The sequence below is a fragment of the Polaromonas sp. genome (assembly GCF_016185115.1).
In the GTDB taxonomy this organism is placed as follows: domain Bacteria; phylum Pseudomonadota; class Gammaproteobacteria; order Burkholderiales; family Burkholderiaceae_C; genus Polaromonas.
In genome coordinates, this window is record NZ_JACPOF010000030.1 from 23,681 (window position 1) to 50,672 (window position 26,992).

At 59.8% G+C, this 26,992-nt stretch carries 29 protein-coding genes; 7 read left to right on the forward strand and 22 right to left on the reverse strand.

Annotation, left to right across the window (positions count from 1 at the left end):
* The gene (locus HYX42_RS21065) at positions 1-900 is read left to right on the forward strand and encodes an SMP-30/gluconolactonase/LRE family protein (protein ID WP_293406897.1); all 900 of its coding nucleotides are present in this window, start codon (positions 1-3) and stop codon (positions 898-900) included.
* A 178-nt stretch (positions 901-1,078) separates the two neighbouring features.
* Here HYX42_RS21065 and HYX42_RS21070 read toward each other — a convergent pair whose 3' ends face one another.
* Positions 1,079-1,372, reverse strand: a complete 294-nt coding sequence (locus HYX42_RS21070; protein ID WP_293406899.1) for a hypothetical protein — start codon at positions 1,370-1,372, stop codon at positions 1,079-1,081.
* Between the two features lie 75 nt (positions 1,373-1,447).
* A complete protein-coding gene (locus HYX42_RS21075) occupies positions 1,448-2,023 on the reverse strand; it encodes a hypothetical protein (protein WP_293406901.1) in 576 nt (191 codons plus the stop codon).
* Between the two features lie 196 nt (positions 2,024-2,219).
* Between HYX42_RS21075 and HYX42_RS21080 the strand changes: the two genes are divergently transcribed.
* The gene (locus HYX42_RS21080; RefSeq protein WP_293406903.1) at positions 2,220-2,468 is read left to right on the forward strand and encodes a hypothetical protein; all 249 of its coding nucleotides are present in this window, start codon (positions 2,220-2,222) and stop codon (positions 2,466-2,468) included.
* Between the two features lie 156 nt (positions 2,469-2,624).
* On the opposite strand, the gene HYX42_RS21085 is transcribed toward HYX42_RS21080, so the two are convergent.
* From HYX42_RS21085 to HYX42_RS21115, 7 genes are all read right to left on the reverse strand, one after another.
* On the reverse strand, positions 2,625-3,281 hold the full coding sequence (locus HYX42_RS21085; RefSeq protein WP_293406905.1) for a hypothetical protein: 657 nt from the start codon (positions 3,279-3,281) through the stop codon (positions 2,625-2,627).
* A 156-nt stretch (positions 3,282-3,437) separates the two neighbouring features.
* Positions 3,438-4,001 carry a hypothetical protein gene (locus tag HYX42_RS21090; RefSeq protein WP_293406907.1) on the reverse strand — a complete coding sequence of 188 codons (564 nt, stop codon included), beginning with the start codon at positions 3,999-4,001 and terminating at the stop codon, positions 3,438-3,440.
* Positions 4,002-4,016: 15 nt separating this feature from the next.
* Positions 4,017-4,901 carry an NUDIX hydrolase gene (locus tag HYX42_RS21095; RefSeq protein WP_293406909.1) on the reverse strand — a complete coding sequence of 295 codons (885 nt, stop codon included), beginning with the start codon at positions 4,899-4,901 and terminating at the stop codon, positions 4,017-4,019.
* A gap of 313 nt (positions 4,902-5,214) precedes the next feature.
* Positions 5,215-5,790 (reverse strand): VOC family protein, encoded by a 576-nt coding sequence (locus HYX42_RS21100; protein WP_293406911.1) that lies wholly within the window; start codon positions 5,788-5,790, stop codon positions 5,215-5,217.
* Between the two features lie 79 nt (positions 5,791-5,869).
* Positions 5,870-7,195, reverse strand: coding sequence for a sulfatase-like hydrolase/transferase (locus HYX42_RS21105; protein WP_293406913.1), 1,326 nt, complete (start codon positions 7,193-7,195; stop codon positions 5,870-5,872).
* 16 nt (positions 7,196-7,211) lie between these two features.
* On the reverse strand, positions 7,212-8,186 hold the full coding sequence (locus HYX42_RS21110) for a tripartite tricarboxylate transporter substrate binding protein (protein WP_293406915.1): 975 nt from the start codon (positions 8,184-8,186) through the stop codon (positions 7,212-7,214).
* Between the two features lie 70 nt (positions 8,187-8,256).
* The gene (locus HYX42_RS21115) at positions 8,257-9,441 is read right to left on the reverse strand and encodes a 3-hydroxybenzoate 6-monooxygenase (protein WP_293406917.1); all 1,185 of its coding nucleotides are present in this window, start codon (positions 9,439-9,441) and stop codon (positions 8,257-8,259) included.
* A gap of 98 nt (positions 9,442-9,539) precedes the next feature.
* On the opposite strand from HYX42_RS21115, the gene HYX42_RS21120 reads away from it, so the two are divergent.
* From HYX42_RS21120 to HYX42_RS21130, 3 genes are all read left to right on the forward strand, one after another.
* Positions 9,540-10,472: a LysR substrate-binding domain-containing protein gene (locus HYX42_RS21120; protein ID WP_293406919.1), complete on the forward strand. Its 933-nt coding sequence runs from the start codon at positions 9,540-9,542 to the stop codon at positions 10,470-10,472.
* A gap of 126 nt (positions 10,473-10,598) precedes the next feature.
* Positions 10,599-12,131, forward strand: a complete 1,533-nt coding sequence (locus tag HYX42_RS21125) for a thymidine phosphorylase family protein (RefSeq protein ID WP_293406921.1) — start codon at positions 10,599-10,601, stop codon at positions 12,129-12,131.
* Positions 12,128-13,024: a ribose-phosphate pyrophosphokinase gene (locus tag HYX42_RS21130; protein WP_366931171.1), complete on the forward strand. Its 897-nt coding sequence runs from the start codon at positions 12,128-12,130 to the stop codon at positions 13,022-13,024. The genes HYX42_RS21125 and HYX42_RS21130 overlap by 4 nt, the downstream gene beginning before the upstream one ends.
* 37 nt (positions 13,025-13,061) lie before the next feature.
* Here HYX42_RS21130 and dnaB read toward each other — a convergent pair whose 3' ends face one another.
* The 10 genes from dnaB to ppsA form a co-directional block, all read right to left on the reverse strand.
* Positions 13,062-14,474, reverse strand: a complete 1,413-nt coding sequence (dnaB, locus tag HYX42_RS21135; RefSeq protein WP_293406923.1) for a replicative DNA helicase — start codon at positions 14,472-14,474, stop codon at positions 13,062-13,064.
* Between the two features lie 189 nt (positions 14,475-14,663).
* Entirely contained in the window at positions 14,664-15,116 is a 453-nt protein-coding gene (gene rplI, locus HYX42_RS21140; RefSeq protein ID WP_293406924.1) for a 50S ribosomal protein L9, read from the reverse strand.
* 13 nt (positions 15,117-15,129) lie between these two features.
* Positions 15,130-15,414 (reverse strand): 30S ribosomal protein S18, encoded by a 285-nt coding sequence (gene rpsR / locus HYX42_RS21145; RefSeq protein ID WP_293406926.1) that lies wholly within the window; start codon positions 15,412-15,414, stop codon positions 15,130-15,132.
* 10 nt (positions 15,415-15,424) lie between these two features.
* Positions 15,425-15,712, reverse strand: coding sequence for a primosomal replication protein N (priB, locus tag HYX42_RS21150; protein WP_293406928.1), 288 nt, complete (start codon positions 15,710-15,712; stop codon positions 15,425-15,427).
* Positions 15,713-15,719: 7 nt separating this feature from the next.
* Complete coding sequence (gene rpsF, locus HYX42_RS21155; protein ID WP_293406930.1) at positions 15,720-16,091, reverse strand: 30S ribosomal protein S6; 372 nt, start codon at positions 16,089-16,091, stop codon at positions 15,720-15,722.
* Positions 16,092-16,319: 228 nt separating this feature from the next.
* A complete protein-coding gene (locus HYX42_RS21160) occupies positions 16,320-18,431 on the reverse strand; it encodes a sodium:solute symporter family protein (protein WP_293406932.1) in 2,112 nt (703 codons plus the stop codon).
* Positions 18,431-18,700 carry a DUF4212 domain-containing protein gene (locus HYX42_RS21165; RefSeq protein ID WP_293406934.1) on the reverse strand — a complete coding sequence of 90 codons (270 nt, stop codon included), beginning with the start codon at positions 18,698-18,700 and terminating at the stop codon, positions 18,431-18,433. The genes HYX42_RS21160 and HYX42_RS21165 overlap by 1 nt, the downstream gene beginning before the upstream one ends.
* Positions 18,687-19,283: a tetratricopeptide repeat protein gene (locus HYX42_RS21170; protein WP_293407719.1), complete on the reverse strand. Its 597-nt coding sequence runs from the start codon at positions 19,281-19,283 to the stop codon at positions 18,687-18,689. Before HYX42_RS21170 ends, HYX42_RS21165 begins: the two co-directional genes overlap by 14 nt.
* Positions 19,280-19,576 carry a hypothetical protein gene (locus HYX42_RS21175; RefSeq protein WP_293406936.1) on the reverse strand — a complete coding sequence of 99 codons (297 nt, stop codon included), beginning with the start codon at positions 19,574-19,576 and terminating at the stop codon, positions 19,280-19,282. The genes HYX42_RS21170 and HYX42_RS21175 overlap by 4 nt, the downstream gene beginning before the upstream one ends.
* A gap of 107 nt (positions 19,577-19,683) precedes the next feature.
* On the reverse strand, positions 19,684-22,092 hold the full coding sequence (gene ppsA, locus HYX42_RS21180) for a phosphoenolpyruvate synthase (protein WP_293406937.1): 2,409 nt from the start codon (positions 22,090-22,092) through the stop codon (positions 19,684-19,686).
* Positions 22,093-22,289: 197 nt separating this feature from the next.
* On the opposite strand from ppsA, the gene HYX42_RS21185 reads away from it, so the two are divergent.
* Positions 22,290-23,111: a pyruvate, water dikinase regulatory protein gene (locus tag HYX42_RS21185; protein ID WP_293406940.1), complete on the forward strand. Its 822-nt coding sequence runs from the start codon at positions 22,290-22,292 to the stop codon at positions 23,109-23,111.
* 236 nt (positions 23,112-23,347) lie between these two features.
* Here the strand turns inward: HYX42_RS21185 and modC are convergent, their stop codons facing one another.
* The 3 genes from modC to modA all read right to left on the reverse strand — a co-directional run bounded on the left by modC (position 23,348) and on the right by modA (position 26,068).
* Positions 23,348-24,424: a molybdenum ABC transporter ATP-binding protein gene (modC, locus tag HYX42_RS21190; protein WP_293406943.1), complete on the reverse strand. Its 1,077-nt coding sequence runs from the start codon at positions 24,422-24,424 to the stop codon at positions 23,348-23,350.
* Entirely contained in the window at positions 24,421-25,113 is a 693-nt protein-coding gene (modB, locus tag HYX42_RS21195; RefSeq protein WP_293406945.1) for a molybdate ABC transporter permease subunit, read from the reverse strand. Before modB ends, modC begins: the two co-directional genes overlap by 4 nt.
* A 187-nt stretch (positions 25,114-25,300) precedes the next feature.
* Positions 25,301-26,068, reverse strand: coding sequence for a molybdate ABC transporter substrate-binding protein (gene modA / locus HYX42_RS21200; RefSeq protein ID WP_293406947.1), 768 nt, complete (start codon positions 26,066-26,068; stop codon positions 25,301-25,303).
* A 100-nt stretch (positions 26,069-26,168) separates the two neighbouring features.
* On the opposite strand from modA, the gene HYX42_RS21205 reads away from it, so the two are divergent.
* Positions 26,169-26,954, forward strand: a complete 786-nt coding sequence (locus tag HYX42_RS21205; protein WP_293406949.1) for a TOBE domain-containing protein — start codon at positions 26,169-26,171, stop codon at positions 26,952-26,954.
* Positions 26,955-26,992: the final 38 nt, after the last annotated feature.

The following is a 26,992-nucleotide window of genomic DNA, read 5'->3' on the forward strand; positions in this document are numbered from 1 at the left end:
ATGTCCGTGAAGATTGAATGCGTGGTGCCCGCCGGCAACGAACTGGGCGAAAGCCCCTGCTGGGACGACCAGAACCAGCGCCTTTTATGGGTCGATGCGTGGAAGGCGCGCATTCACACCTGGGCACCGGCCACCGGGGTCAGCAGTTTTTTTGATCTGCCTGCGCCCCTTGATTCACAGCGCATCGGCTCTTTTGCGCTCGACAATTCTGGCAGCTTCATCTGCGCCATGAACCGGGACTTCTGGCGCTTCGATCCTTTGACGGGCAGCGCCAGCTTTGTGTCTGAAGGTGAAACCACGGGGGGCCCCGCCAACCGGCTCAATGACGGCAAATGCGACCGCAAGGGACGTTTCTGGTGCGGGTCTTTCAACACAGGCGACTGGTCGGCCAACACAGGCGTGCTGTACCGGCTGGAAGAAGGCAGGCAGGCCGTCCGCCAATTTGACGGTGTGGGTATCTCCAACGGCATCGCGTTCAGCCCTGACGACAGGATTTTTTATTTCGCAGACAGCCAGGCAGGTGTGGTCTGGCAATTTGATTTTGATATTGATGCCGGCGTGTTGTCCAATCGCCGCCCCTTCATCTCCATGCAGCACATCACCGGCCTGGTGGATGGTGCCGCCGTGGATGCAGAAGGCTTTTACTGGTGCGCGCTTTGCAAGGGTGGTGCCATCGCCCGATTCGACCCGGCGGGCAAGCTGGTCAGATGGATCGAATTGCCTACGCGCGACCCCACCATGTGTACCTTCGGCGGCGCAGACCTGGACATACTCTATGTCACTACGGCACGCCGCTTTCTCGACGCAGGGTCACTTGTGCGGCAACCGCAGGCCGGGCACCTGCTCGCCATCACAGGGCTGGGTGTGCGTGGCCTGAAAGAACCGCGCTTCGGCAGCTGACTGCGTTCAAGCGCTGAAGCGAATTGGGCCTGCCCAAGGTTCACCAAGCGCAAAGCAAGACACGACATCGCAAAAAAAAGCCCGGCGACAGCCAGGCTTTAAAACGGAATAAACCGCCGGAGACAAAGGCATTTGAATGCCTCGTTAACTTTTTTATCCTACAGGATGGGCATGAAGCTTATGTGACAAGGCCCGAGAAGTTCTGCCGCACCAGCGGCAGCGCCCAGTGGCGCACCCAGGTCGCCATGGTTTTGCGGGGGTCACCGAGTGCAAAACTTGCATTGAAGCGCGGTTGCTTCAGGGACATGGACACCATTGTTTCGACGGCCGGTGTGGCTGAATCAGCCACCCAGTCAAAAAATGTGGGCGCCACGGCCATGCGGTTTGCCTCAACAAGTTCAATCACCAGGTCGTCGAGTGCCTTGATGGCAAGAATGGAAGCCTGGTCTGCAGTCAAATAATGGGAAGTCATGGAAGTCATGGAAGTCATGGAAGTCAAAAATATCATCAACAGGTGAAATGGGCAGGCAGTCAGGGAGCCAGGCACTCACGCAACTTCCGCTTCAAGAGATTCAAGGGGCAAGAGCATGGCAATGCGCTCACTCAGGCCATCTGCCCGCTCCTGGCCAGCGATGTCAGCAACGGTAAACAGCATCTGGTCCGCAATCATCAACATCGACGTGCGGTCACGCGCCTCCCTGAGCTGGTCGCGGTACTGGGTTGCAAGGTCTGGCAGCTTTCTGGCAAACATGCGCTCGCAGATGTCGAAGAGAAACATGCGCGTGGTCGCCAGCGAGCGTTTGCCCTCAAAGCTGTCCGACGAGCCTCTTTCAATGGCTGGTGGCGGCTGCACACTGGCCACCATCTCTGCCGTGGTGACCCGCACCGCGTCAACCACAACGGCAACTTGCGTCACGGCTGGCTGGCCTGAAGAACGCATGGCGAGGTAGCCTTCGCTCACCAGCTTGTCGAGAAGGCCTGTGGTGTCCTGCAACAGAAGCATCATCTCGTTGCGGGTCTTGGTGCCATCGGCCAGAAAGAGCGCGCCACGTTCGCGGACGCTCAAAAGGCGCTCTTTGGCAGCCAGTTCGGCTTTGGCTTTGTCTGTACGGTGAAGTTGCATGATGAGGCGCCTGGATAGCCCTCAAATCTAGTGGCGCTTGATGTCCGCACCGTGACGCCATCAATTCCCGACTAAAGAGCCGGGTTGAATTATTTTTTTACAAATTACAGGCTCACGATAGACAGCCGCGTCATCACCTCTACATAATTTTGATCCGCAGGGCGCATGATGCCCTCAACCAAAGGATAAACAAGCAATGAATGCCATCAAAAGAGCCCGCAGGCTGATCAAGTCAGACCCTACATCGGCATCCGCCATCACCCTGGCCAATCTTGTCAGGGCCCTGGAGTCTGATGAGGCGTTTGCGCTGGGGGATCTCTACAAGCTGGGGTTTGACGACTTCAACCTTGGACTGGATGTGCTGAAAGAGTGGCGACTGGATCGGTACTACATGAGCAAGGGCAAGCTGATTGATATAGCGGTGCAGTTGCATCAGTTGAATTGAGCTAACCGCGTTGGGCTAGCGACAATGAACTCGGATGCCCTGCGCTAATACAAATTCAAATCAAACCACCGTCCCAAATCACGCAGTCAGTACCGCCTTTTTCTTCAAAATTTTTATTGAGGCCATCGCTCGGAATAGAGACTCTTTGCGACCCAGTCAATGAAGAATCGGAAGGCAGCCACGATATTCATTGTGAAACCGTCGTACCGGCTCCATATTGCGAGGGTCGCCCGAAAGAATGGAGAGCAACTGGGCCGCCAGAGCAACGACCGCGTTCGAATTACGAACCACATCGTAGGTCAATTGCGATGGATACCCCGCAAGAGTCCTTGACAATGGATGAAGTCCGCCATGAGCGTAACTGTTCAGGGCCTTCCAGGTCACATCACGGAATTCTTTGAGCTGCTCCACAATCGGCCCAGGCGCACTGCTGCTTCTTTCAAGCTCCTTAAGCATGTCTGCCAGCATAGGTCCCTCATTTGCACGCTTGGCGTTTTCCAACGTCAGCGGCTCGCCAAGCTTTTCGATCCAAGTGTCGCTTGCAGCATGCAATAGCCAAATCCCTCGAACCAGGCTTTCATACTGAGGCCGCATCAGTGAATAGGCCGAGGGAAACAGACCCTTTCCAATGAGCACAAGAGCTCCGGTGGCATGCTGCAAGGATAAATGACCTGCCTGAAATGCAACCAAGCAACGCTGCCCCTCTACGGGGATCAGGTTGCTGACATGCGCATGCACTGCTTTTTGGAACGCTTCCGTTGTGGCGAGCAATGCCGTCAGCCTTTCCCCGTCTATGTGCGGTCTTGTTGTCACGCCAATCTCCCCTCATTGCTAAATTCGAGAAATATTCTGAAACTCGTTATCTCTCCGGTAAGCCAACTCGGCATCGTCTGAATTCCGACGCGGGTCAGGTTGCCCAATTTGACTTGGAGTTCGGACCTCTCAAATTTCATGTTCTTCCCCGCTGAATTAGCGGCTTACGAGCGGAATAGCCAACTCCAACATTGCATCTTCGGGGGACAAACCATCACGAATTAGCTCAACCAGTTGCTCCTTCATGCCGTGATCCAGCTTCGGAACTTTCCCTTCGAGATAGCTCTGGTGCACCAATTCGCGCGCATCCTTCTCCTTTCGTCTTTTCAGGGGAACAGCCGCCTTACGTGTTGCCTCAATATGGATATCCCACTGCCCTTGCCATTTCGCCCAGTCGTAGGCGGCGACGGCATCCATGTCGGCTTGCCAAGACCCATGCACCGTTCGATAACTATCCCCCGGATGACCAGACTCATTGACTGCAAGGCACGTCAGCGGCGGCAACTGATGTTCTTGGATAAATCGAACGATAACCTCCAATCTACGTCCCATTGATATTGGAATGGCCGACTGGACAACCTCATCACCTGGATGCGCTACCCGTGCAAGTTCCAGTACCCGCTTGTAGCGAATGGGAAGTCCCGCGTGATTGCATGCTTGATCAATCAGGATGCCGTAGAAAATTCGTGCGAGATGAGCGTCGGTAGTCGTTATTTTCATGAAGAAATTCTTTTTTCAATTAAACAAAGCCTCAAACCCATCCAGCGGCTCAAACAGCTTGTTCCGATACCGAAGCCGCGTAGGCCCAGGCATCGCCCTCTCCTTCACCGGGTGGTGTACGTCACCCGGGTAACAGATAACACGTTCGCCATCGAGCTGGAATGAATGCGGCAGGACGATGGAGGGCTTGCGGCTGCGTGCGTCGGCCATGGCGGCTTGCACGCCTGCAAAGCGTGAGATGTGTGCCAGCGTCATGATTTGCGGTGGCGCCATTTCAATCAGGCCATCACGCTGAAGCTCGAGCGCGGCCCTAGGTGTGAGCCAGGTGCTTTCAGTGGCTTCGAAGTTGTCGTGTGTGGCGACCTGCCCTGCCGGTGCAGCGGCTACAAAAAAACGGGTGTCAAAACGCTTGTTCATCACCGTAGGGCTGACGGGCGTGATCCAGCGTGACCAGGGGGCCAGGCTTCTGGTTTGCAGGCGCAGCTTCATTTGCGCGAGCACGGCATCAAAGGGCTGGCCTTCGCGCAGCAAGGCGGTGGCCTGCTCTGCGTGGGTGTGGGTGGCGCCTTCGGCAAACAGAATGCCTGATTCCTCAAACACCTCACGCACGGCGGCGATGTACAGGCCTGCGGCTGTCAGTGTGTCGATGTCTGACTCGTTGAGTGCGCTGTGCAGGTCGGCCAGTGGCTGGTCGAGATGCGCGCCTGTGTCGAGCTGGGCGTCGCCCTTGTCGACCTTGCCGCCAGGGAAGACGAACGCGCCCCCCAGAACGGTTGACTTGAGATGGCGCTTGATCAAAAAGACTTCAATGCCTTTGACATCACCTATGCTGTCGCGCAGCATGATGACGGTGGCGGCTGGGCGCGGTGGTTCGGTGACGACTTCGTGGTTCAGTTCCATGAGGGCTTTTCTTTGGTCGGTCTGCGGCGCAGCTTGGGAGGGCCAGCTTGCCATGCGCATCGATTATGGCTGCGCCCAAGGAACGCCAGAAGCAGCCGCGCCGTTATTGAGCTACAAAATTCATAGCTGCTCACGTGCGTATTTACTGGCCTGCAGCCGTTTTAGGCCTCAAAAACAGGCAATTTTCAGCTTTTTTTGCGCCTGAAAGGCCTTTTGGCGATCGCCAGACAATCCGCCAGCCGCCAAATGACAAGTCTTCTTTACACTCTGGAATTGCTGTGCGGACTTATCGCGGTATTGGCCTGGGTGAGACTCACCCCATTAACGATCCGCGAATGTCAGACACCGGCAGGTGCACCGTACGCGGCAGCAACTCGTTTTCGGGCACACCCCGGCCAAGGCGCTCGATCAACGCCACCGGGTCGAACTCGACGCCTATCGGGTTCTCCTCGAAGTGCGGCCCGTCCATGAACGCGTTGGCATCATCGTTGGATGTGAAGCAGTCAGCCTGAAACTCCATCTGGTTGCCATCCGGATCGGCGTAGTACAGCGACACGGTGACGCCATGGTGAATGCACCAGTAAGGCAGCACGCCCTGCGCTTTCAACTCCTGGTATTTGTCCAGCAGTTCCTGAAGACCGCGATAGCCGTATGCAACATGGTCAACACCGGGTTGGCCGCGCGGCACGCGTGCTTCAGACTCACCCTTGATGATGCCCAGGTTGAGCAGTGCCACCCTGTGGTGCTCGTCGTCATAGGTGACGAATGCAATGACGGGGCTCTGGTATTGCACCTTGCCGCCAAACACCTTCACATACCAGGCCAGCATCTGGTCAAAGCGGTAGGTGCGGTATACGACGTGGGCGAAACTGCGGGGGCGGATAGTCATGGTTGTGTCCTCGGTCAGGGAAATGAAAAGCACGGTGTGCCCGAACCATAACAGCCGTGCCAGCCGCAAGCCCCGGCGTCTACCCGTAGGTAGACAAGGCCATCTCTTCGCTTGAATAGACAGGCAGCAGGCGGGCGTCTTCGGGGATGGGCGGCAGGCTGGCGTTCCATGCGTTCCATGCGGCCTTGAGTTCTTCAAGCTTGTCTGGCTGGCGCCAGCGCAGGTTGGCGCGCTCGCGGACGTCTGCGGCGATGTTGAACAAATAATCCGTGCCATCCATGGACAGGTATTTCCACTCGCCCCGGATGATTGCCTTTTGCTGGCGATGCTTCATGCGCCAGCACAGATCACCGGAACGGTTCCACCCCACATCATCAAATGCCGGGCTAAGGTCTACGCCGTCCAGCGGATAAGCGCTGTCGGCGGATACACTCGCCACCGAGAGAAAGGTGCTGGCCCAGTCCATCGTCAGGCTGGGGGTACCGTGCACCTGCCCGGCCCTGATTTTTTCTGGCCACCGCGCGATGAGGGGCACACGAATCCCGCCTTCGAGCAAATCCATCTTCTGCCCCATCAGCGGCCAATTGTTCGAATAACGTTCACCACCGTTGTCGCTTGTAAAAACAACCAGGGTGTTGTTGTCCACACCCTTGTCCTTCAGGGCTTTCATGATCAGGCCAATTCCCTCATCCATGTGATGAATCATGCGCTGGTAGACAGGGACGGACCCGCCGTCTATGTGTTCGCCATGGCTGGCCGTATGCAGGGATTCCGCGCGGTCGTCTCTCGTCAACCACGGCCAATGCGGCGCGGTGTAGTGAACGCTCATGAAAAATGGCTGCGCGGGAGAGCTTTTCCCGATGAAGTCGACCGCCCGTTTACTGATCAGGTCGGTGAAATAACCGTCCTCGTCGACCATATCCTCGTTGTGCCACAAATCCGCATTGCCCCGGATGTCTGTATGCGCGAAATAGTCAAGCCCACCGCTGTGGCAGCCGAAAAATTCGTCATACCCGGACAGGCGCGGGCCATACAGCGGCGGCTTGCCCAGATGCCATTTACCGAACAGCGCCGTGTGGTAGCCGGAGGCTTTCAGCAGTGAAGGCAGCGTCGGGTGATCGGCGGGCAGGCCGAGGCCCTTGCTGTCAGGGTGGCCGAGCGGCTCTTCTGCCGCACCACGCAACCTGTACTGCCAGCGCCCGGTGATCAGCGCAAACCGCGTTGGCGAACAAAGGGCCGAGTTGGCATAGCCGTGCGTGAAACGCATGCCTTCAGCTGCCATGGCATCGAGGTTGGGCGAGACATCAGCGGAGCAGTTGTACACATCGCGTGCGCCCGTGCACCCGAGATCGGCATACCCCAGGTCATCGGCAAGAATGAAGATCAGGTTCGGTCGGTTGGCCATCGGGCAGCTTCCAGTTTCAGTCGGCACGCACATTGGCGGTTTGTGCAATGCGCCCCATTTTTGTCATGTCGGATGCAATCAGGCTGGCGAATTCCTCCGGTGAGCCTGGAAAAGGCTCGGCACCCAGGGTTGCGTAGACAGTTTTCAGTTCTTCCGACGCCAGTGCCTTGCGCACTGCGACATTGAGGCGATCAATGATGTCGCGCGGCGTCCCTGCCTTGACGACAATGCCCTGCCAGTCGCGAATCATGAAATCAGGGTAGCCAGCCTCTGCCATGGTCGGTACATCCTTCAAGGCCTGAACCCGGTGGGGACCCGTGACTGCGAGCGCCTTCAGGCGGCCGGACTGGATATGCCCCACCACGGGGCCGGTGCCGGCAAACATGAACTGCACCTGCCCGCCGAGCAGATCGCCGATGGCTTGTGGAAAGGCCAGATAGGGGACATGCGTGGCCTGGGTATTGGTCTGCTGCTTGAGCAACTCACCGGCCATCTGCGCGGGTGACCCTATGCCGCCGGACGCGAAGTTGATCTGCCCGGGCCTTGCCCTCAACTGTGCTTCCAGCTCCTTGACCGATTTCGCGGGGAAGTTCGGGTTGGTCACCAGCACGTTGTAGGAGAACAAGGTCTGGCCCACCGGCGAGAAATCGCGCTTGAGGTCAAAGCTGGGTTGTTTGAAGATGGTCTGGGTCAGGGTCATGCCCATGTACACCATAAACAGCGTGTAACCATCAGCGGGCTGCCTGGCGACTTCCGCCGCAGCGACGATGCCGCCCGCGCCCACCCTGTTTTCAACCACCACAGGCTGGCCGAAGTCGGCCGACATGCGCGTTGCGACAACCCGGGCCAGCACATCGACCGGATTGCCGGCAGAAGTCGGGACGATCAGGCGGATCGGCTTGGCAGGAAAACTTTGTGCACCTGCAGAGAGACAGAGCAATGCGAGTGCGGATGTGACAAGAAGCCCTGACAGGCGGTGAAAATTTTTCATGATGTCTCCTGGTGTTTTATAGGTAACTCTCAACTTGCTCAGGTGGCCAATGCCGTGCGATGGCCTGACGCTATTCGGAATCAAATATCCACGCCATGCCTTCGAGTGTTTCTTCGGGTGATTTTGAGCGGAGGAATTGATTGCGCAGGTCTGCGCTTGCGTCGGATGCGTGATAAACATGGCCGTACAGCCGGGCGGTCAACTGCACACGCGTAGTCCGGAGGTAGCGCCGGTCCTGGTAGCGCCCGAAAGCCTTTGCGTAGTCCCCATCGCAGCACGAGACTTCGTCGGCGAGGCAAACAGCATCTTCCATCGCCATGCACGCGCCCTGCGCGAGGTATTGAAGCATGGGGTGTGCAGCGTCACCGAGCAGCGTGACGCGCCCTTTTGACCAGGTCTTGATGGGCTCGCGGTCACGCAACACATACATGCGCCAGTCCTGGATCGACTCGATGAATGCGCGGACCTGCGGATGCGCATTGCTGATCCGTTCACGCAGTTCCCCGGGGTCGCCGAAAGAGTCCCAGCCTTCGTCAAACTTGTCACTGTGAAATACCACGCTGACGTTGTAGTAGCGGTCTCCCCTCATCGGCCAGAGGACCATGTGCATTTTGGGGCCAAGCCAAACCGCCATCGAGTTTTCGCGCAGGCCTTCAGGAACATCATCGAAAGGCACGATGGCCCTGTAGCAGATATGCCCGGCCGTTCGCGGCTGGCCGTCCCCCACGATCACGCTGCGAACCAGCGACCACAGGCCGTCCGCGCCGACCAGTGCAGCGCCCCGACGTTCGGAGCCATCGGACAGTCGCACCGACACGGCACTGCCGTCATCTTCGAAAGAAGCGATCTTGCTCGCCGTATTCAGCTGGATCAGCGGAGACTTCTCGCAGGCCTGGAGCAGTACCTTGTGCAGATCAGCCCGGTGCATCAGTCCGTAGGGAAATCCAAACCGGCGGCGAAAATTTGCACCCACTGGCAGGCGAACAATTTCCGTCGCCGTCGCGGCGTCCTTGACAAGCAGGGCCTCGGGGAAAGTGGCGAGCTTTTCAATCTGCGAGGAAAGGCCCAGTTTTTCAAATATGCGAAAGGCGTTGGGACCCACCTGCAGCCCGGCCCCCACCTCCGCGAACTTGTCGGCCTGTTCGAAAAGCTCTGAAGCATGCCCACGCTGCGCAAGGGCAATTGCAGTGGTCAAGCCACCAATCCCACCACCTGAAACCAGAATGGGCTGACTGCCCGGCGAATGTGATGTCATCTGTTTTTGTCTCCTTGGACCTGAATGTAGGGATAAACAAACCATCGCGGAAGGTATGATTCAGGCATGAGGCATGTCATTAAGACATAACACCCACCATGCGAAGCGAAGAGATCACATTGGCCCAATTGCGGGCCCTGCTGGCAGTCAAGCAGGAGGGCAGCATGACCGCAGCTGCGGTGATGCTGCGTGTGACACAACCCGTATTGACCCGCTGCCTGCAACAGCTTGAGCGCCAGGTGGGCGTGACGCTGCTGCGGCGCAGCTCACGCGGTGCGGTGCTGAATGATTATGGGGAAGCCCTGGTAGCCAGGGCCCGGGTGGTCAACGAGGAGCTCAAACGGGCCATTGACGAAATCGGGCAGATGCAGGGCCGTCTCAGCGGGAGCGTGACCATTGCGTGCTCCCACATTCCCGTGAAGCTTTTTGTCCCGGAGGCCATAGGCCAGCTGCAGCAGAACTTTCCCGATGTGGAGGTCCATATCATCGAAGCCGTTTACCCCGAGGTGATGGAGGGGTTTCGCCAGGGCGTGCTGGATTTTGCGTTGGGCCCGGTGCCCGGAAAAGGCCTTGGCCGCGATTACAAGGCAGCATTGCTGCTAAAGGCAGACATCGCCATCGTGGTCAGAAAAGGCCACCCCTATGCGGGCGCAAAATCGCTTTCCGACCTGAAAGACCAACGCTGGATGATTACCGGGCCGGTGGAAGGCCCCGGTGACATCGTGAAAAAGCTGTTTGCCCAGCACGGCATTGCACCACCCGCCACCCCGGTTTCACTGGACACCGTATGGGCAGCGCTGGAAGTCATCAAGCACAGCAATCTTGTCGGGTTGATTCCCCGGCTGATGATTGAGTCGGCAAAAGATGAAGTCATGATCGTCCCGGTGAGTGAAGATATCGCGCCCGTACGGATAGAAGTGATCACTGCAAAGACAGCCATACTCACACCCGCAGCACGGGCCCTGCTGTCAGCAGTCAGGGCAAGCGCCATGAGCTGGCAGAACCGTCCTGGGGAATCGGGCTCACGATGAGCACAGGCAAGGCAGATGAAGCCTGAAAATCGCCGCTGCCGGCGGGGCCCACGACTCACGGCCCGAACTTGCGTTATGTCAAGGCCCCAGGCCAGTGCCGCACCTACAGTGTCATGAAGGATTGCCATGCCAGAATTCCCCCCCGCACCGACCACCAGCAACCGTTTGCGCCTGCGCAGGCTGGGCATAGACACTTACCAGGAACCGGTGCTGTACATGCACCGCGACTGCCCGGTTTGCCGCTCTGAGGGCTTTGAAGCCCAGTCGCGGGTGGAAATGCGGCTCAATGGCCACACCATAATCGCGACGCTCAATGTTGTCAGCGGCGACTTCCTCTCGCCGGATGAAGCAGGCCTGTCAGAGGCCGCCTGGCGCCTTCTTGACGCACAGCCGGGTGCGGAGGTGTCACTGCACCACCCTGCACCGCTTGAATCGCTGGGCCATGTGCGTGCCAAAGTGTACGGAAGGCACCTGGGCCAGGCCGCCTTCGATGCGGTGATTGGAGACGTGGCGGCGGGCCGCTATTCAGACCTGCAGCTTGCGGCCTTCGTGACCGCCTGTGCGGGGGACCACCTGAACATGGACGAAACCATTTCGCTCACGCGCGCCATGGTCAATGCAGGCGAGCGCATGCACTGGGGTGAGGGGCTGGTGATGGACAAGCATTGCGTGGGCGGGTTGCCCGGCAACCGGACCACCATGATCATCGTGCCCATCATTGCGGCTTGCGGGCTGCGCATGCCCAAGACCTCGTCGCGGGCCATCACCTCGCCGGCCGGCACGGCAGACGCCATGGAGACGCTGGCACCGGTGGATCTGGATGTGACGCAGATACGGCGCGTCGTGGACCGCACCGGCGGCTGCATTGTCTGGGGCGGTGCGGTACGCCTCAGCCCTGCGGACGATATTCTCATCCGCGTCGAGCGCCCCCTGGACATCGACAGCCAGGGGCAGCTGGTGGCGTCCATCCTGTCGAAGAAGGCTGCAGCGGGCGCCACGCATGTCCTGATCGACATGCCCGTGGGGCTGACCGCCAAGGTGCGCAGCGCGCATGCCGCCAACCAGCTTGCGCGGCAACTTGAACAGGTTGGCCAGGCCCTGGGCCTGCAGATGCGCGTGGTGCAAACCGATGGCGTGGCGCCCGTGGGGCACGGCATAGGCCCGGCCCTGGAGGCGCGTGACGTACTTGCAGTATTGCGCCGCGAAGAGCGGGCGTCCGCAGATCTTGCACAGCGCTCCCTGCATCTGGCCGGGCAGATTCTTGAATTTGGCGGCGCAGCCACGACTGGCAACGGCATGGCGCTGGCCCGGACAGTGCTGGACGACGGCCGCGCCTGGAAGAAGTTTCAGGAGATTTGTGAAGCGCAGGGCGGCCTGCGTGAACCCCCGGTCGCGCCATGCCAGCAGCCGGTACCCTCAAGGCACGCGGGCACCGTGATCGCCATCGACAACCGGCGCCTGGCCAGAATCGCCAAGCTGGCCGGAGCACCTACCTCGGCATGCGCCGGCATCGACATGAACGTGCAACTGGGCGCGGTTGTGGAGCGCGGGCAGACCTTGTTCACGCTGCATGCGGCGTCACCGGGTGAACTGGCCTACGCGATGGAATACGCCACCGCCCAGGCTGAAGCCGTGCATGTGATGGAGGACGCAAGGTGAAGCGTGAAAAGATGCTGGTCATCGCCCTGCCCGGCGGCGCCTCATTGGCTGCGGCGCTGGCGCGCAGCCTGCGCTGTGACTGGAGCGAGCTGGCGCTGCACCACTTTCCCGACGGCGAAACCGGCGTGCGCATCGACGTCGCCGTCAAGGGCTGCTGTGTCATCCTGGCCGGCAGCCTGAACCAGCCCGACACAAAGACCCTGCCCCTGATTTATGCCGCTGATGCAGCGCTTGAGCTGGGCGCTGTTCAGGTCGGGCTGGTCGCACCTTACCTGGCCTACATGCGGCAGGACAAGCGCTTTCACCCCGGCGAAGCCATCACATCACGCAGCTATGCGCGCATGCTGTCGGCATCGCTGGATTTTCTGGTGACCGTCGACCCGCACCTGCACCGCATACACACGCTGGACGAGATTTACTCGATCCGCACGCAAGTCGTGCCGGCGGCGCCCCTGATTGCCCGCTGGCTGCGCAGCCATGTGCATTCACCCTGGCTGATCGGGCCTGATGAAGAAAGCGCGCAATGGGTGGCCGAAGTCGCCGGACTGGTGGGCGCCCCATGGACTGTTCTGCACAAGACGCGGCGCGGCGACCGGGATGTCGGCGTCAGACTCGCCAGCCGCGAACGCTGGCCGGAGCATGTGCCGGTGCTGCTTGACGACATCATTTCCACCGGCGAAACCATGCTTGCGGCCACAAGGCTGCTGCAAAAAGCCGGGCTGGGCGCACCCCTGTGCGTTGGCGTGCACGCGCTGTTTGATGCTCAGGCGCAAAGCCGTTTGCTAGAAGCCGGCGTGTCGCGCGTGCTGACCTGCGACACGGTCACCCACGCATCAAACACCATTCGCATGGCACCCGCACTGGCACGCGCCTGCCGCGAGATCAGCGCCTGAAAAGCGCAGGGCACCAGACCGCCAGCCACCCACGCGATCAGAAATCGCCGCTGCCGCCGTTGGCCAGGCTTTCGAACTTGGTGATGCGGTTGAGGAAGGCGAGCTTGACGGTGCCCGTGGGGCCGTTACGCTGCTTGCTGATGATGACTTCGGCAACGCCCGGTTCCTTGCAGGCTTCCTTGGTGTAGTACTCGTCGCGGTAGATAAACATGATGATGTCCGCGTCCTGCTCGATGGCGCCGGATTCGCGCAGGTCGCTCATCATGGGGCGTTTGTCGGTGCGTGACTCGACGCCCCGGCTGAGCTGCGAGAGTGCAATCACGGGGCATTGCAGCTCTTTGGCGAGCATCTTCAGGCCGCGCGAGATTTCGCCCACCGCGGTAGCACGATTTTCATCGGCCATGCCGCCGGACACGCTCATGAGCTGCAGGTAATCGACCACGATCAGACCGAGCTTGCCGCACTGGCGCGCCAGGCGGCGTGCGTTGGCGCGCAACTCGCTCACGGTGAGGCCGGGGGTTTCGTCGATGTGCAGCGAGACGGAGCGCAGCTTTTCAATCGCTTCCGTCAAACGCGGCCATTCTTCATCGGTGAGTGCGCCTGTGCGCAGGTGCGTCTGGTCAATGCGGCCAATGGAGCCAACGATACGCACGGCGAGCTGCGAGGCACCCATTTCCATGGAGAACACGGCGACGGGCAGGCCGGCTTCGATGGCCACGTTTTCTGCGATGTTGATGGCCAGGGCAGTTTTGCCCATTGAGGGCCGCGCGGCCAGGATAATCAGGTCGCCAGCCTGGAAGCCCGAGGTCATGCGGTCGAGGTCATAGAAGCCGGTGGGCACGCCGGTGACGTCCTGCGGGTTCTCGGCCATCTCGGTCACGCGGTCGAGCAGGCTGACGACCAGCGTGTCCATGCTCTGGAAACCTTCCTTCATGCGCGAGCCCTGCTCGCCTATCTTGAAGATCTTCTGCTCGGCTTCATCGAGGATGGTGGCAACGTCCTTGCCCTGCGGGCTGAAGGCATTGGTGGCGATCTCGTCGCTGGCGGACACCAGCTTGCGCAGGATGGAGCGCTCACGCACGATCTCTGCATAACGGCGTATGTTGCTGGCGCTGGGCACGTACTGCGCAAGCGAATTGAGGTAACCCAGGCCGCCCATTTCTTCGGCCTTGCCCTGGTTTTGCAGGTGCTCGTAAACGGTGATGACGTCGGCCGGCTTGCTGGCGTTGATGAGCGCGCCCACGGCTGCGTAAATCAGTTTGTGTTCGGCGCGGTAAAAGTCGCTGTCAACCAGCAGGTCACCGACGCGGTCCCAGGCGTTGTTGTCGAGCAGCAGGCCACCCAGAACGCTGGATTCGCCCTCTATGGAATGCGGCGGAATACGCAGCTGGGCAATCTGCCTGTCGGGGCTGTAGCCGGGGTCGTCAAAGGTGGAAAGTACGGCGGACATGGCTCTCTCAGTTGACCTCAAATGCTACCGTGCGATCACTGCCAATACCACAAGCAGATGTAAATGTTGGGGACAACCACCAACGAGTGCCTGTGAATAACTCGGGATAAGTATGTACAACTTATCAAATCGCCGGGAAATTAAAAAAGCCGCTCAGCGAGCGGCTTTTTGTGGGAAAGAAAACGCGTATTAAGCGGTTTCGCCCAGCACGGTGACAGTGATGTCAACCAGCACGTCGGTGTGCAGTGCAACGCTGACAGCGTGGTCGCCAGTGGTCTTCAACGGACCGACAGGCATGCGGATCTGCGACTTGGCAACGGCAAAGCCCTGCTTGGTCAGTTCTGCAGCGATGTCATGGTTGGTGACCGAGCCGAACAGACGGCCGTCAACGCCAGCCTTCTGCGTGAGCTTGATGCCGGTGCCGCCGAGCTTTTCGCCCTGGGCTTGCGATTCGGCCAGCTTGGCAGCGGCTGCTTTTTCGAGTTCGGCGCGCCGGGCTTCGAACTCGGCCTTGTTGGCTTCGGTGGCGCGGCGTGCGCGGCCTGAAGGGATCAGGAAGTTGCGTGCGTAGCCGTCCTTGACCTTGACGATTTCGCCAAGATTGCCGAGGTTAACGACTTTGTCGAGCAGAATGATTTGCATGGTCGTTAACTCCTTACAGGGTACGGTGCTGGTCGCTGTACGGCAGCATCGCGAGGAAGCGTGCGCGTTTGACAGCGGTGTTGATCTGGCGCTGGAAGATCGCGCGCGTGCCGGTCAGGCGTGCGGGGATGATCTTGCCGTTTTCAGAGACGAAGTCACGCAGGGTGTCGATGTCCTTGTAGTCGATTTCTTCGACGCCGGCAGCGGTGAAGCGGCAAAAGCGCTTGCGCTTGAACAGCAGTGATTGTGTGTTGCGCTTTGGGCGCTTGTCTTTGTTGAAACGTTTTGGTCCGGGCATGATGGACTCCTTAAATTTGGTTTATCGCTTGGATATGGAAAACAATGCTTTTGCTTGTACGTGCGTTGATCAGGAACCCGGTAAACAGCTGGGGTTTGCCTAATTCGGCTTTGGCTGAAGTTTCAGCCAATGCACCGAATGCGACTGCCCTGACTGTCAACTTGACCTGCCTTGTGACACCTGCCTCAACAACCTCGGACGCGTGTTCGAGTACCAGATTGAGGGCCGGTATGCCGGCTGGCGTGTAGCGGAGAGGACTGGCCTCGGCGATGCACGCGGTCAGATTGACCTGGTTCAATGACTGATCAGTTGTTGCCTGCGTACTCTGCCTGCTGGGTCTTGCGCGCTTCTTCGCGCTCGACGTTGCGCATCATCAGTGAAGGGCCGGTTTCGGCTTTCTTCTTGACAACAGTGAGGTGACGCAGGACGGCATCGTTGAACTTGAACGCGTGCTCAATTTCTTCCATGACTTCCTTGGTGGCTTCAATGTTGATGCACAGGTAGTGGGCTTTGGCGAGTTTCTGGATCAGGTACACCAGCTGGCGGCGGCCCCAATCTTCAACACGATGCACTTTTCCACCGCCGGCGGTGATCATGCCCTTGTAACGTTCCAGCATGGCTGGGACTTGCTCGCTTTGATCCGGGTGGATCAGCAAGACGATCTCGTAGTGACGCATAAAACTCCTTTTGGGTTGATTGAGCTGCCCCAGCGTCGGGTAGGGTGCAGCAAGGCGAAGCCCATGATTATAGCACCCCCACGGTTGCTCACTGCGTGTAGCGCCCTGCCCCCGAGGGGGCCGCTGCTCCTGCGGCCCGGCGAAGCCGGTTCCGCGGACCCTGCTTGCGAAGACCTCGCTCTGCTTAAGGCCTGGATTCCCCCGCCCGTGTCCGAATCCGGGCAGCGTTTAGAGGCTTTTTAAATCAGGATACCGGATGTACTCGACCAGATCCTGCGACTTCTGGCCGGGTTTGGGCGTGACCAGGCTGACGAGGATGATCACGGCGAAGCCCACAGGCACGCCGAAAACGCCGGCCGATATGGGATCTATGCCCCACCAGAGCTGCACCGGTCTTGTAATACCGAAAGTCGAGCGTAGCCAGGGCTGGTTAACCAACATGTAGAAGAAAGTAATACCCAAACCCGACATCATGCCCAGGGCGGCGGCGATGCCTGTGGCGCGTTTCCAGAAAATGCCCAGGCTGAGCGCGGGGAAGAACGAGGCCGCCGCGAACGAAAACGCTGCAGAAACCAGAAAAAGGATGTCGGCCGGCTTTTGTGCCGCCACGTAGGCAGCCAGCAAGGCGACGATGAGCAGCAGGATTTTCGACACCGTGACCCGGCTCACCGTGGAGGCGTTCGGGTCGATCATCTTGTAATAGAGGTCATGCCCCAGTGCATTGGAGATCGTCAGCAGCAGGCCATCGGCCGTAGACAGCGCGGCAGCCAGCCCGCCGGCCGCTACCAGGCCTGACACAACATAAGGCAGGCCAGAAAGCTCGGGGGTGAGCAGCACGATGATGTCGCCGCTGATGGTGAGCTCGTTGAGCTGCAGGATGTTGTCCTTGTTGATGTCCACCACCGACAGCAGGGCGGGGTCCACCCTGTTCCATGAACTGACCCATGCCGGCAACTGGTCAACCTGCATGCCGACGAGATTGGTGAAGACTTCGTACTTGACCAGCACGGCGAGCGCGGGCGCCGTGAAGTACAGCAAGACGATAAAAAACAGCGACCACGTGACAGACTGCCGCGCCTGCCGCACGCTGGGCACGGTGTAGTAGCGCATGAGTATGTGTGGCAAGGCCGCCGTGCCCACCATGAGGCAGAACACCAGCGCCAGAAAGTTGCGGCGGGAGGTGTCGTACAGCGCCTGTTCTTTAGGCGTGCCATCGGGGTCACCCGAGAACTGGGCTGCGTGCGGCGGCATGCCATTGAGCGGCTGGGTCTTGATGTCGGCCGTGCGCTTGGCTTCTGTCCATGCCTTGACGGCGGCGGCTTCGTCCTTGGGCATGTTGGCCATGAGTTTGCCGGCACTTGAAATCGCGGCGACCGATGCATTGCCGCCCTTAAGCTCGTCCATCTTGCGGATGGCTGCAGCCTTGTCCTGGGCCAGTGACTGCGTGGGGTGCTTCAGCTTTTCGGCCAGGGCTTCCGAACGCTGCTGGAACAGCGCCCTCACCTGCTGCTCTTTCGGGTCCAGGGTGATTTCCTTTTCCTTGGCGGTGACCTTCTCGAGCTGAAACCCGTAAATGAGTTGCGGCACCGGCACATTGGTCTGCTTGACGGACAGCCACACCACAGGGATCAGGTAGGCCACGACAAGGATGATGTACTGAGCCACCTGCGTCCATGTCACTGCACGCATGCCACCCAGAAAAGAGCACACCAGGATGCCGCCCAGGCCCAGAAAGATGCCCAGCTCGAAAGCGATGCCGGTCAGGTAGGACGTGATCAACCCCACGCCGTAAATCTGCGCGACAAGGTAGGTGAAGGAACACAGGATGGCCGCGCCCAGGCCGATGAAACGCGGCAGGTGCCCTTCATAACGTTCACCCAGAAAATCAGGAATCGTGTACTGGCCGAACTTGCGCAGGTAAGGCGCCAGCACCAGCGCCACCAGGCAGTAACCACCCGTCCAGCCCATGATGAAGGCCAGGCCGCTGTAGCCCGTGAGGTAAAGCGTGCCTGCCAGGCCGATAAAGGATGCGGCCGACATCCAGTCGGCGCCAGTGGCCATACCGTTGTACACGGCGGGCACGCGGCGGCCGGCAACGTAATACTCGGATGCCTCTGTCGTGCGGCTCATGACGCCAATGCCGGCGTAAAGCCCGATGGTGGCCATCAGGAAGGTAAAGCCAATCCACAGGCGCGGCAGGCCCATGCGCTCTGCAAGCGCGAGCGCCAGCACAAAAAGCACGAAGCCTGCGGTGTACCAGCTGTAGACGCGGTTGAGCTGCGCGCGAAACTGGGGGCTGGACATCTTGATGCCGTCGCGCGTACCAAAGAAGCCTGCCATCAGTCTTCCTCCTCTTCCACGCCATGCTCGATATCGAGGCGGTTCATGTACCAGGCGTAAAAGCCTATCAGCAGGCAGTACACCAGCAAGGCGCCCTGCGCCCCCATCCAGAAGCTGAAGGGCCAGCCGAAGAATCTGAAGTTCAGCGCGCGGGCAAAGTAGCTCACGCCAAAGGTGACGATGAACCAGATCATCAGCAACACCGCGATGACTATGCGGTTCTTGCGCCAATAGCTGCGATGGGTGGCGGTGGTTTCAGGGTGCGGCATGGGGCGCCACGGTTAGGGGAGACAAGGCAAGCGTCTGTCGCTCCAGCTGCGCAGCGACTTTCGGCTCAAACTGCCTGAGGTGCAAAAGAACTTTGTGCACCTCATCGCCCTGGCCCAGGGACGCCCACGCCTGGGCGAGGCGATACCAGGCATGCGGACTCATGGGCTGCAACACTGTTGCCGTTTTGAGCGTAACCACAGCTTCGTCAAACTGCTGCGCGTGCATCAGCGCGAGGCCCAGTCCGTACCAGGCGCGGTCCATGCGCTCATCCAGCGCCACGGCTTTCCTGAAGGCAGTTTCTGCTTCGGAGTGCTCGCCAGACTTTTGTAGCAAATAACCTAGATTGAACCAGCCCGAGGCGGCGTGTGGCGAGGTTTCGACAAGCCGTTGCAGGCAATCTATGGCCGCGGGCAAGCTGTTTTGTGCCGCGTACAAATGCCCGCAACTGGCAAGCGCGTACGCATCGTGCGGCCTGATGCACAGCATACTTTCAAAAGCACGCTGTGCCGCTTTAGGCTGCACAAACACCAGCAGTGTTCGCGCCTTGAGTTTGAGAAATGCGTAACGCACGGCCCTGTTCATTTGCACAGGGCCACGCCTATCTGCAGGCAAATGCTGACCTTGGCAACAACGGCTGCGCACCACAAAACCAGCAATCCAAAGAAGGCGACCAGGGGCATATGGCGGTCGAGCACCACACGTGGCGACACCCAGCGTGCGGCGCGAACCCAGGGGCGGCCAATGAGCTGCAGCAGCCGATACACCGGGTTGTTTGCCCGGTCCGCACCCGCCATCACACCAACCACCGCTTGCGCCACAAGGGCGAACAAGGCGATTTCTGCAATCAGTTTGATGAGGACAACGACGGTGAGCATGGGTAAAAAAGAAAGCCCCCCGATTGTCATCGGAGGGCTTTCAAATTAGCGCTGTTGCCACGCCCTGCTCACCCGGGGTTTTCCCTCAGGTAGGGCGACGCAGGCTTTCAGCTTGCCAGACGCTTCCAGGTATCGATGACCGTATCGGGGTTCAGCGAGATGGAGCCAATGCCCTGCTCTTTCAGCCAGATCGCAAAGTCGGGGTGGTCGCTGGGGCCCTGGCCGCAGATGCCGACGTACTTGCCCTGCTTCTTGCAGGCCGTGATCGCCATGGTCAGCAATGCCTGAACGGCAGGGTCGCGCTCATCGAAGTCCTTGGCCAGAATCTCCAGGCCGGAATCGCGGTCAAGACCCAGCGTGAGCTGCGTCAGGTCGTTGGAGCCAATCGAGAAACCGTCGAAATATTCAAGGAAGCGCTCGGCCAGCACGGCGTTGCTCGGGATCTCGCACATCATGATGATGCGCAGGCCGTCCTGGCCGCGCTTGAGGCCGTGTTGCGCGAGCAGTTCGGTCACGGCCTTGGCCTGGCCCAGGGTGCGCACAAAAGGCACCATCACCTCAACGTTGGTCAGGCCCATGTCGTTGCGCACGCGTTTGAGCGCTTCGCACTCCATCGCAAACGCTTCGGCAAAGTCTGCGCTCAGGTAACGTGCCGCGCCGCGGAAGCCCAGCATCGGGTTTTCTTCTTCCGGCTCGTAGCGTGAGCCGCCAATCAGTTTGCGGTATTCATTGGACTTGAAGTCGGACAAACGCACGATGACCGACTTGGGCCAGAAGGCCGCACCGATGGTGGCAATACCTTCGGCGACCTTGTCGACGTAAAAAGCACGCGGTGAGGCATGGCCGCGCGCCACGCTTTCGACGGCCTTCTTCAGGTCGGCATCGACATTGGGGTAGTCGAGGATGGCCTTGGGGTGCACGCCGATGTTGTTGTTGATGATGAACTCAAGCCGCGCCAGGCCCACGCCTTCATTCGGGATCTGGCAGAAGTCAAACGCCAGCTGCGGATTGCCCACGTTCATCATGATCTTGACGTCGACGGGCGGCATTTCGCCGCGCTGCACTTCGGTGACTTCGGTCTCCAGCAGGCCGTCATAGATGTTGCCGGTATCGCCCTCAGCGCAGCTCACCGTGACCAGCATGCCGTCCTTCAGCGTCTCGGTCGCGTTGCCGCAACCAACCACGGCCGGGATGCCGAGTTCACGCGCAATGATGGCGGCGTGGCAGGTGCGGCCACCGCGGTTGGTGACGATGGCACTGGCGCGCTTCATGACGGGCTCCCAGTTGGGGTCTGTCATGTCGGTCACCAGGATATCGCCGGCCTGAACCTGATCCATGTCCTTGATGTCGTGCACGATGCGGACCGGGCCGGTGCCAATCTTCTGGCCGATGGCGCGGCCTTCTGCCAGCACGGTGCCCTTGCCCTGGTTGGCCTTGAGTTTGTAACGCAGCTCGGCCTTGCCCTTGGACTGGCTCTTCACCGTCTCGGGGCGCGCCTGCAGGATGTAAAGCTCGCCGTCTATGCCGTCCTTGCCCCACTCGATGTCCATGGGGCGGCCGTAATGCTCTTCAATGATGAGGGCGTAACGGGCGAGTTGCTCGACGTCATCATCGGTCAGCGAATAGCGATTGCGCAGTTCGGTCGGCACGTCGGTCGTCTTGACCAGCTTGCCACCGGCTTTTTTCTCGTCTGCGGAGGTGAACTCCATCTGCAGCAGCTTGCTGCCCAGATTGCGGCGAATAACGGCGCGCTTGCCTGCCTTCAGGATGGGCTTGTGCACATAGAACTCGTCCGGGTTGACGGCGCCCTGCACCACGGTTTCGCCCAGGCCGTAGCTGGAGGTGATGAACACCACATCTTCAAAACCGCTTTCGGTGTCTATGGTGAACATCACGCCGGCGGCGCCCTTGTCGCTGCGCACCATGCGCTGGATACCTGCAGACAGGGCCACGTCGGAATGCGCAAAACCCTGGTGCACGCGGTAGCTGATGGCGCGGTCGTTGTAGAGAGAGGCGAACACCTCTTTCATCTTGTGCAGCACGTCTTCAATACCGACCACGTTGAGGAAGGTTTCCTGCTGGCCTGCGAAGGATGCGTCTGGCAAATCCTCAGCCGTGGCGGATGAACGCACGGCGAAGCTGGCCTGGGCGTTACTGCCGCAGAGGGTTGCAAAACTTTCGCGGACGGCCTTTTCAAGATCAGCCGGGAAAGGCTGCGACTCGACCATCGCGCGAATCTTGCCGCCGGCTTCGGCCAGCGCTCGCACGTCGTCGGTGTTCAGTGCGTCAAGCACTGCATTGATTTTTTTGTCCAGGCCGTCGTGGGCCAGGAAGGCCCTGAATGCATGGGCCGTCGTCGCGAATCCGGTGGGAACCCGCACGCCCTTGGGTCCGGTGGGCAGTTGCGAGATCATCTCGCCGAGGCTGGCGTTTTTACCGCCTACTGCCTCGACATCTGTCATTCTCAGGTTTTCAAACGGTACGACCAGGGCGGTCGCCTCAAACAGGTTGGACATGAAAATACTCCGGGAGGTTTAAAAACCGGCGAATCCACCACGTGCGGCGTGCAACCTTGTTGTTCTTTGAAGGGGTTAGGGCGGGACATGGTGTGACAAATCTGGATAATTGCGCCAATTGTAGAGGGCTGGCGCACTTGCCGTGCGGTCAGTTTTTACGTCCTTTTTGCCGTCTTACAGCCACAGGCCCCATCGCCATGTCCAACCGCACCGTGTTTTTCATCTCTGACGGCACCGGCATTACCGCCGAAACCTTTGGCAACGCCATCCTGGCCCAGTTCGAGATGACACCCCGCCATGTGCGGCTGCCCTTTATCGACAGCGTGGACAAGGCGCACCAGGCGATACGCCAGATCAACCACACCGGTGAAGTCGAAGGCAAACGCCCCATCGTCTTCACCACGCTGGTGAACATGGAAATCCTGGCCGTCATCAAGACCCATTGCAACGGCATGCTGCTGGACATGTTCGGCATGTTCGTCGCGCCGCTGGAGAGCGAACTGGGCCTGAAGTCCAACCACCGCGTGGGGCGTTTCTCTGATGCCTCAAAAAGCAAGGAATACGACGACCGCATCGAGGCGATCAACTTCTCGCTGGCCCATGACGACGGCCAGAGCAACCGTGACCTGGAAGGCTCTGACGTGATATTGGTAGGCGTGAGCCGCAGCGGCAAGACGCCGACATCGCTTTACCTGGCCATGCAGTACGGCCTGAAGGCGTCGAACTACCCGCTGATTCCTGAAGACTTCGAGCGCCGCCAGTTGCCGCCTGCGCTGGTGCCGCACCGCAAGAAGATTTTCGGCCTGACGATTGCGGCGGAGCGCCTGGCCCAGATCCGCAACGAGCGCCGGCCCAACTCCAAATACGCCAGCCTGGCCAATTGCCGCGACGAAATCCATGAGGCCGAAGCCATGATGCGCCGCGAAGGCATTCGCTGGCTGTCGACCACCACCAAGTCGATTGAAGAGATTGCGACCACCATCCTGCAGGAGATCAGGCCTGAGCGGCTGGTTTACTGAAGGCGCTTTTTGCCGCGCCTGAAGTAAATACGGCCATTTTTTAACGTACATGTTAAAAAATGGCCGAAAGTTAACTTGCATATTAACTTTTGGGCTTGCAGACCCGAATCAGGTCGCCACAAAGCATCAAAAACAACAGAAATGGGGCTTTTAAGGGCATCAAATCGGCTGCAGGCCAATAGATACGTACGTGAGCAGCTACTGAATTAATAGCAATCAGGCTGCCCACCGGCCCATCAACCCAGCACCGCAACACCCTTGACCTGGGCAAAAACCGCCTTGCCGGGCGACAGGCCCAGCGCATCGGCGGATTTTTGGCTCACACGCGCCAGCAAGGTGCTGCCGCCTGCATCCAGGCTGACCATGACCTGGCCGGGGTTGTCTGGCGACAGGCCGCTGACCACGGCGGCAAAGACGTTGAGCACACTGCTGCCATCCTGCCGCGCCAGGGTCAAGCTGACACCCCGCGCCTGAATGCGCACCCGCACTCGCTGGCCGACCTGCAATTTCGGGTTCAGCAGGCTGATGCGTCCGCCGGCAAAGTCGGCGTGGCTGAGGTGGTATTGCGGCTCAAGCCCGCTGACGGTGGCGTCGATGATGGCTGCGGCGCTGTCGCCGTGGGCCATGGGCAGGTCCATGCGTGTCATCAACTCGCGCGCGGGGCCGGCAGCCAGCAGCTTGCCGTCGGCCAGCAGCACCAGGTGGTCGGCCAGCCGGGCGACCTCATCGGGCGAATGGCTCACATACAGCACCGGCATGTCGAGCTCGTCATGCAGGCGCTCAAGGTAAGGCAGGATTTCAGCCTTGCGCTGAACGTCGAGCGAGGCCAGCGGCTCGTCCATCAGCAGCAGGCTGGGGCTGGTGGCCAGCGCACGGGCAATGGCCACACGCTGTCGCTCTCCGCCCGACAGGGTGTCGCTGCGGCGATTGAGCAGCTGGCCTATGCCGAGTAACTCAATCGCCTGGTCAAGAGGCACACGCCTTTTGGCCGCAGGCACTCGTTTGAGGCCATAGTCAAGATTGCCCTGCACATCGAGGTGGGCGAACAGGCTGGCCTCCTGGAACACATAACCCAGCGGACGCTGATGTACCGGCACAAAGACGCCAGCCTTGTCGTCCTGCCAGACCTCACCGTTCACTGAAAGAAAGCCGCCACCCGAACGCTCCAGCCCCGCAATACAGCGCAGCAAGGTGGTCTTGCCCGAGCCTGATGGTCCATAGATGGCCGTTACGCCACGGCCTGGCAGGCTAAGGGCCACATCAAGCGAAAAGTCGCCATTGCGCTGGCTGAATGACGCTGTGATGCCCATCATGCCTCGCCCCGCACTCGCCCGCGCCGCCTGCCCGTGGGCTGCAGGATGTACAGCGCCAGCAGCACGACAAAGGAGAACAGCATCAACCCACCTGCCAGCCAGTGTGCCTGTGTGTATTCAAGCGCTTCGACGTGGTCGTAGATCTGCACAGACATCACCCGCGTCTTGCCGGGAATGTTGCCGCCCAGCATGAGCACGATGCCGAATTCGCCAACCGTGTGCGCAAAGCCCATCACGGCGGCCGTGAGGTAGGCCGGCCGTGCCAGCGGGAAGACAACGGTGAGGAATGTGTCGAACGGCGAAGCTCGCAAGGTGGCCGCCACTTCAAGCGGCCGCTCGCCTATGGCTTCAAACGCGTTTTGCAGGGGCTGCACGACAAAGGGCATCGAATACAGCACCGAACCAATCACCAGCCCGGCAAAACTGAACGGCAACAGCCCCCAGCCCAGTGACTGCGTGAGCTGGCCCACCGGCCCCTGCGGCCCCATCAGCACCAGCAAATAGAAGCCCAGCACCACGGGTGGCAGTATCAGGGGCAAGGCGACCACCGCACTCACCGGGCCTTTCACCCACGACCGTGTGCGCGCCAGCCACCAGGCCAGCGGTGTGCCGACAAGCAGCAGCACCAGCGTTGTGCTGGTGGCCAGCCTGACCGTGAGCCAGATCGCCTGCAAACCTGCCTGGTCCATGTGCTAGTACCGCAATCCGAAAGTATCAACAAGAAGTACCGATTTTCCCTGGCTGTCATTGCGGACTTGATCCGCAATCCATCGTGAACGAAGCGGGGATGGATCCCCCCGGGTCGTGGCCCGGGGCAGGCTCCTCAAGTCCGGGATGACAGGGAAAAAGCCCATAGAAGTCATATCCGGTGGTTTATCAATTGCCACTCTGGTAGCCGAACGACCTGATGACCGTTTTGGCCTTGTCGGTCTTGAGGTAAGCCATCAGCGCCACGGCCGCCTTGTTGTCCTTGCCCCTGGCCAGCAGCACCGCATCCTGGCGAATCGGGCTGTGCAGGTTTTCGGGGACTATCCAAGCCGAGCCGCTTTTGATCCTGCCGTCTTCATACACCTGCGACAGGGCCACAAAGCCCAGCTCGGCATTGCCGGTCGAAATGAAACTGAAGGCCTGCCCAATGCTTTCACCTATAACGAGCTTGCGTTCCAGCGTGGCCATCAGACCCAGTTTGGTCATCGTCTCAACGGCAGCAGCGCCATAAGGTGCCAGCTTGGGAGCGGCAATGGCAATTTTGGAGAAAGCGTTTTTCTTCAGCACCTCGCCCTGCGCATCAACCACCCCGGGCTGCGCCGACCAGAGCACCAGCTTGCCGGTGGCGTAAGTAAAGCGGCTGCCGTTGACGGCGCCGCCCTCTTTCTCAAGCTTTGCCGGCGTCTCGTCATCAGCGGCCAGGAAAACCTCAAACGGCGCGCCACTGATGATCTGCGCATAGAAGCGGGCGGTTGCGCCAAAAGCCAGCGTGGCTTTATGCCCGGTGTCTTTCTCGAAATCAGCGGCGATACGTTTCATTGGCGCGGTGAAGTTGGCAGCTACGGCGACCTGCACTTCATCAGCCCATGCACTGGCAAAAGACAATAGAGAAAGCAGCAAGGCAGAGATCAAACGCGCGGGGCGCAGAAAATACATGGGGTCTCCGGAAAGGCCAGTTTTCGCTATTCTATTTTAGAATAGCGCCTCCCCGTTTATCTCGTTCTCAGCCCAGCATTTAGACAAACACGAGCCAGCCATGCCACCCAAAAAAATCGCCCCTGCAGCCCTTTCGTTTGACAGCGCCCTCAGCCACGAACCCGCCGACAAGCGCATAGACATCCTGCGGCTGGTTGGCGAGAGTGGCTCCATCTCGCAGGCCGCGCGCCATGCCGGCGTCAGCTACAAGGCGGCCTGGCAAGCCATAGACACTTTGACCAACCTGGCCGGCGTGATGCTGGTCGAGCGCGCAGTGGGCGGCTCGGGCGGCGGCGGTGCAAAGATCACGCAGGCAGGCATGCAACTGCTGTCACTCGCAAGAAAGCTCACCGATTCGCGCGCGGACGTACTGGCGGCTGCATCCAGAGGGTCATCGGCACTGGCCACTCCGGCACTGCCCTACATCGGCGTACGCACAAGCATGCGCAACCAGCTGCCGTGCGTGGTCGAAAAGCTCGAAGTCAAAGGCCAGGTGGTACGGGTGTTTTTAAAACTCGCTGGTGGCAGCGTGCTGGTGTCCCGCGTCACCAAAGCCAGCGCCGAACTGATGGGTTTGAAAAAAGGCCAGTCAGTTCTGGCACTCTGCAAGGCAACCGCAGTCATGGTGCGCCCCGGTAGCGTGACCGCATCGACAGCAGGCAAACAAAAACTCGGCGGTGTAGCCCAACGCATCAGCCGCGGCGCCAGCGGTGATGAGGTCTCGCTGCAACTGGACGCCGGCCTGCAACTGGTCGGATTTGCAGAGGCTGGCAGCGGTATCAAAGCCAAGGCCGTGGTGACTGCGATGGTCGATGAGTCTGCGCTGGTGATTGCCCTGCCTGCCTGAATGAGGCAAACCGCCTTGCCCTGACACGGGCTGGTATG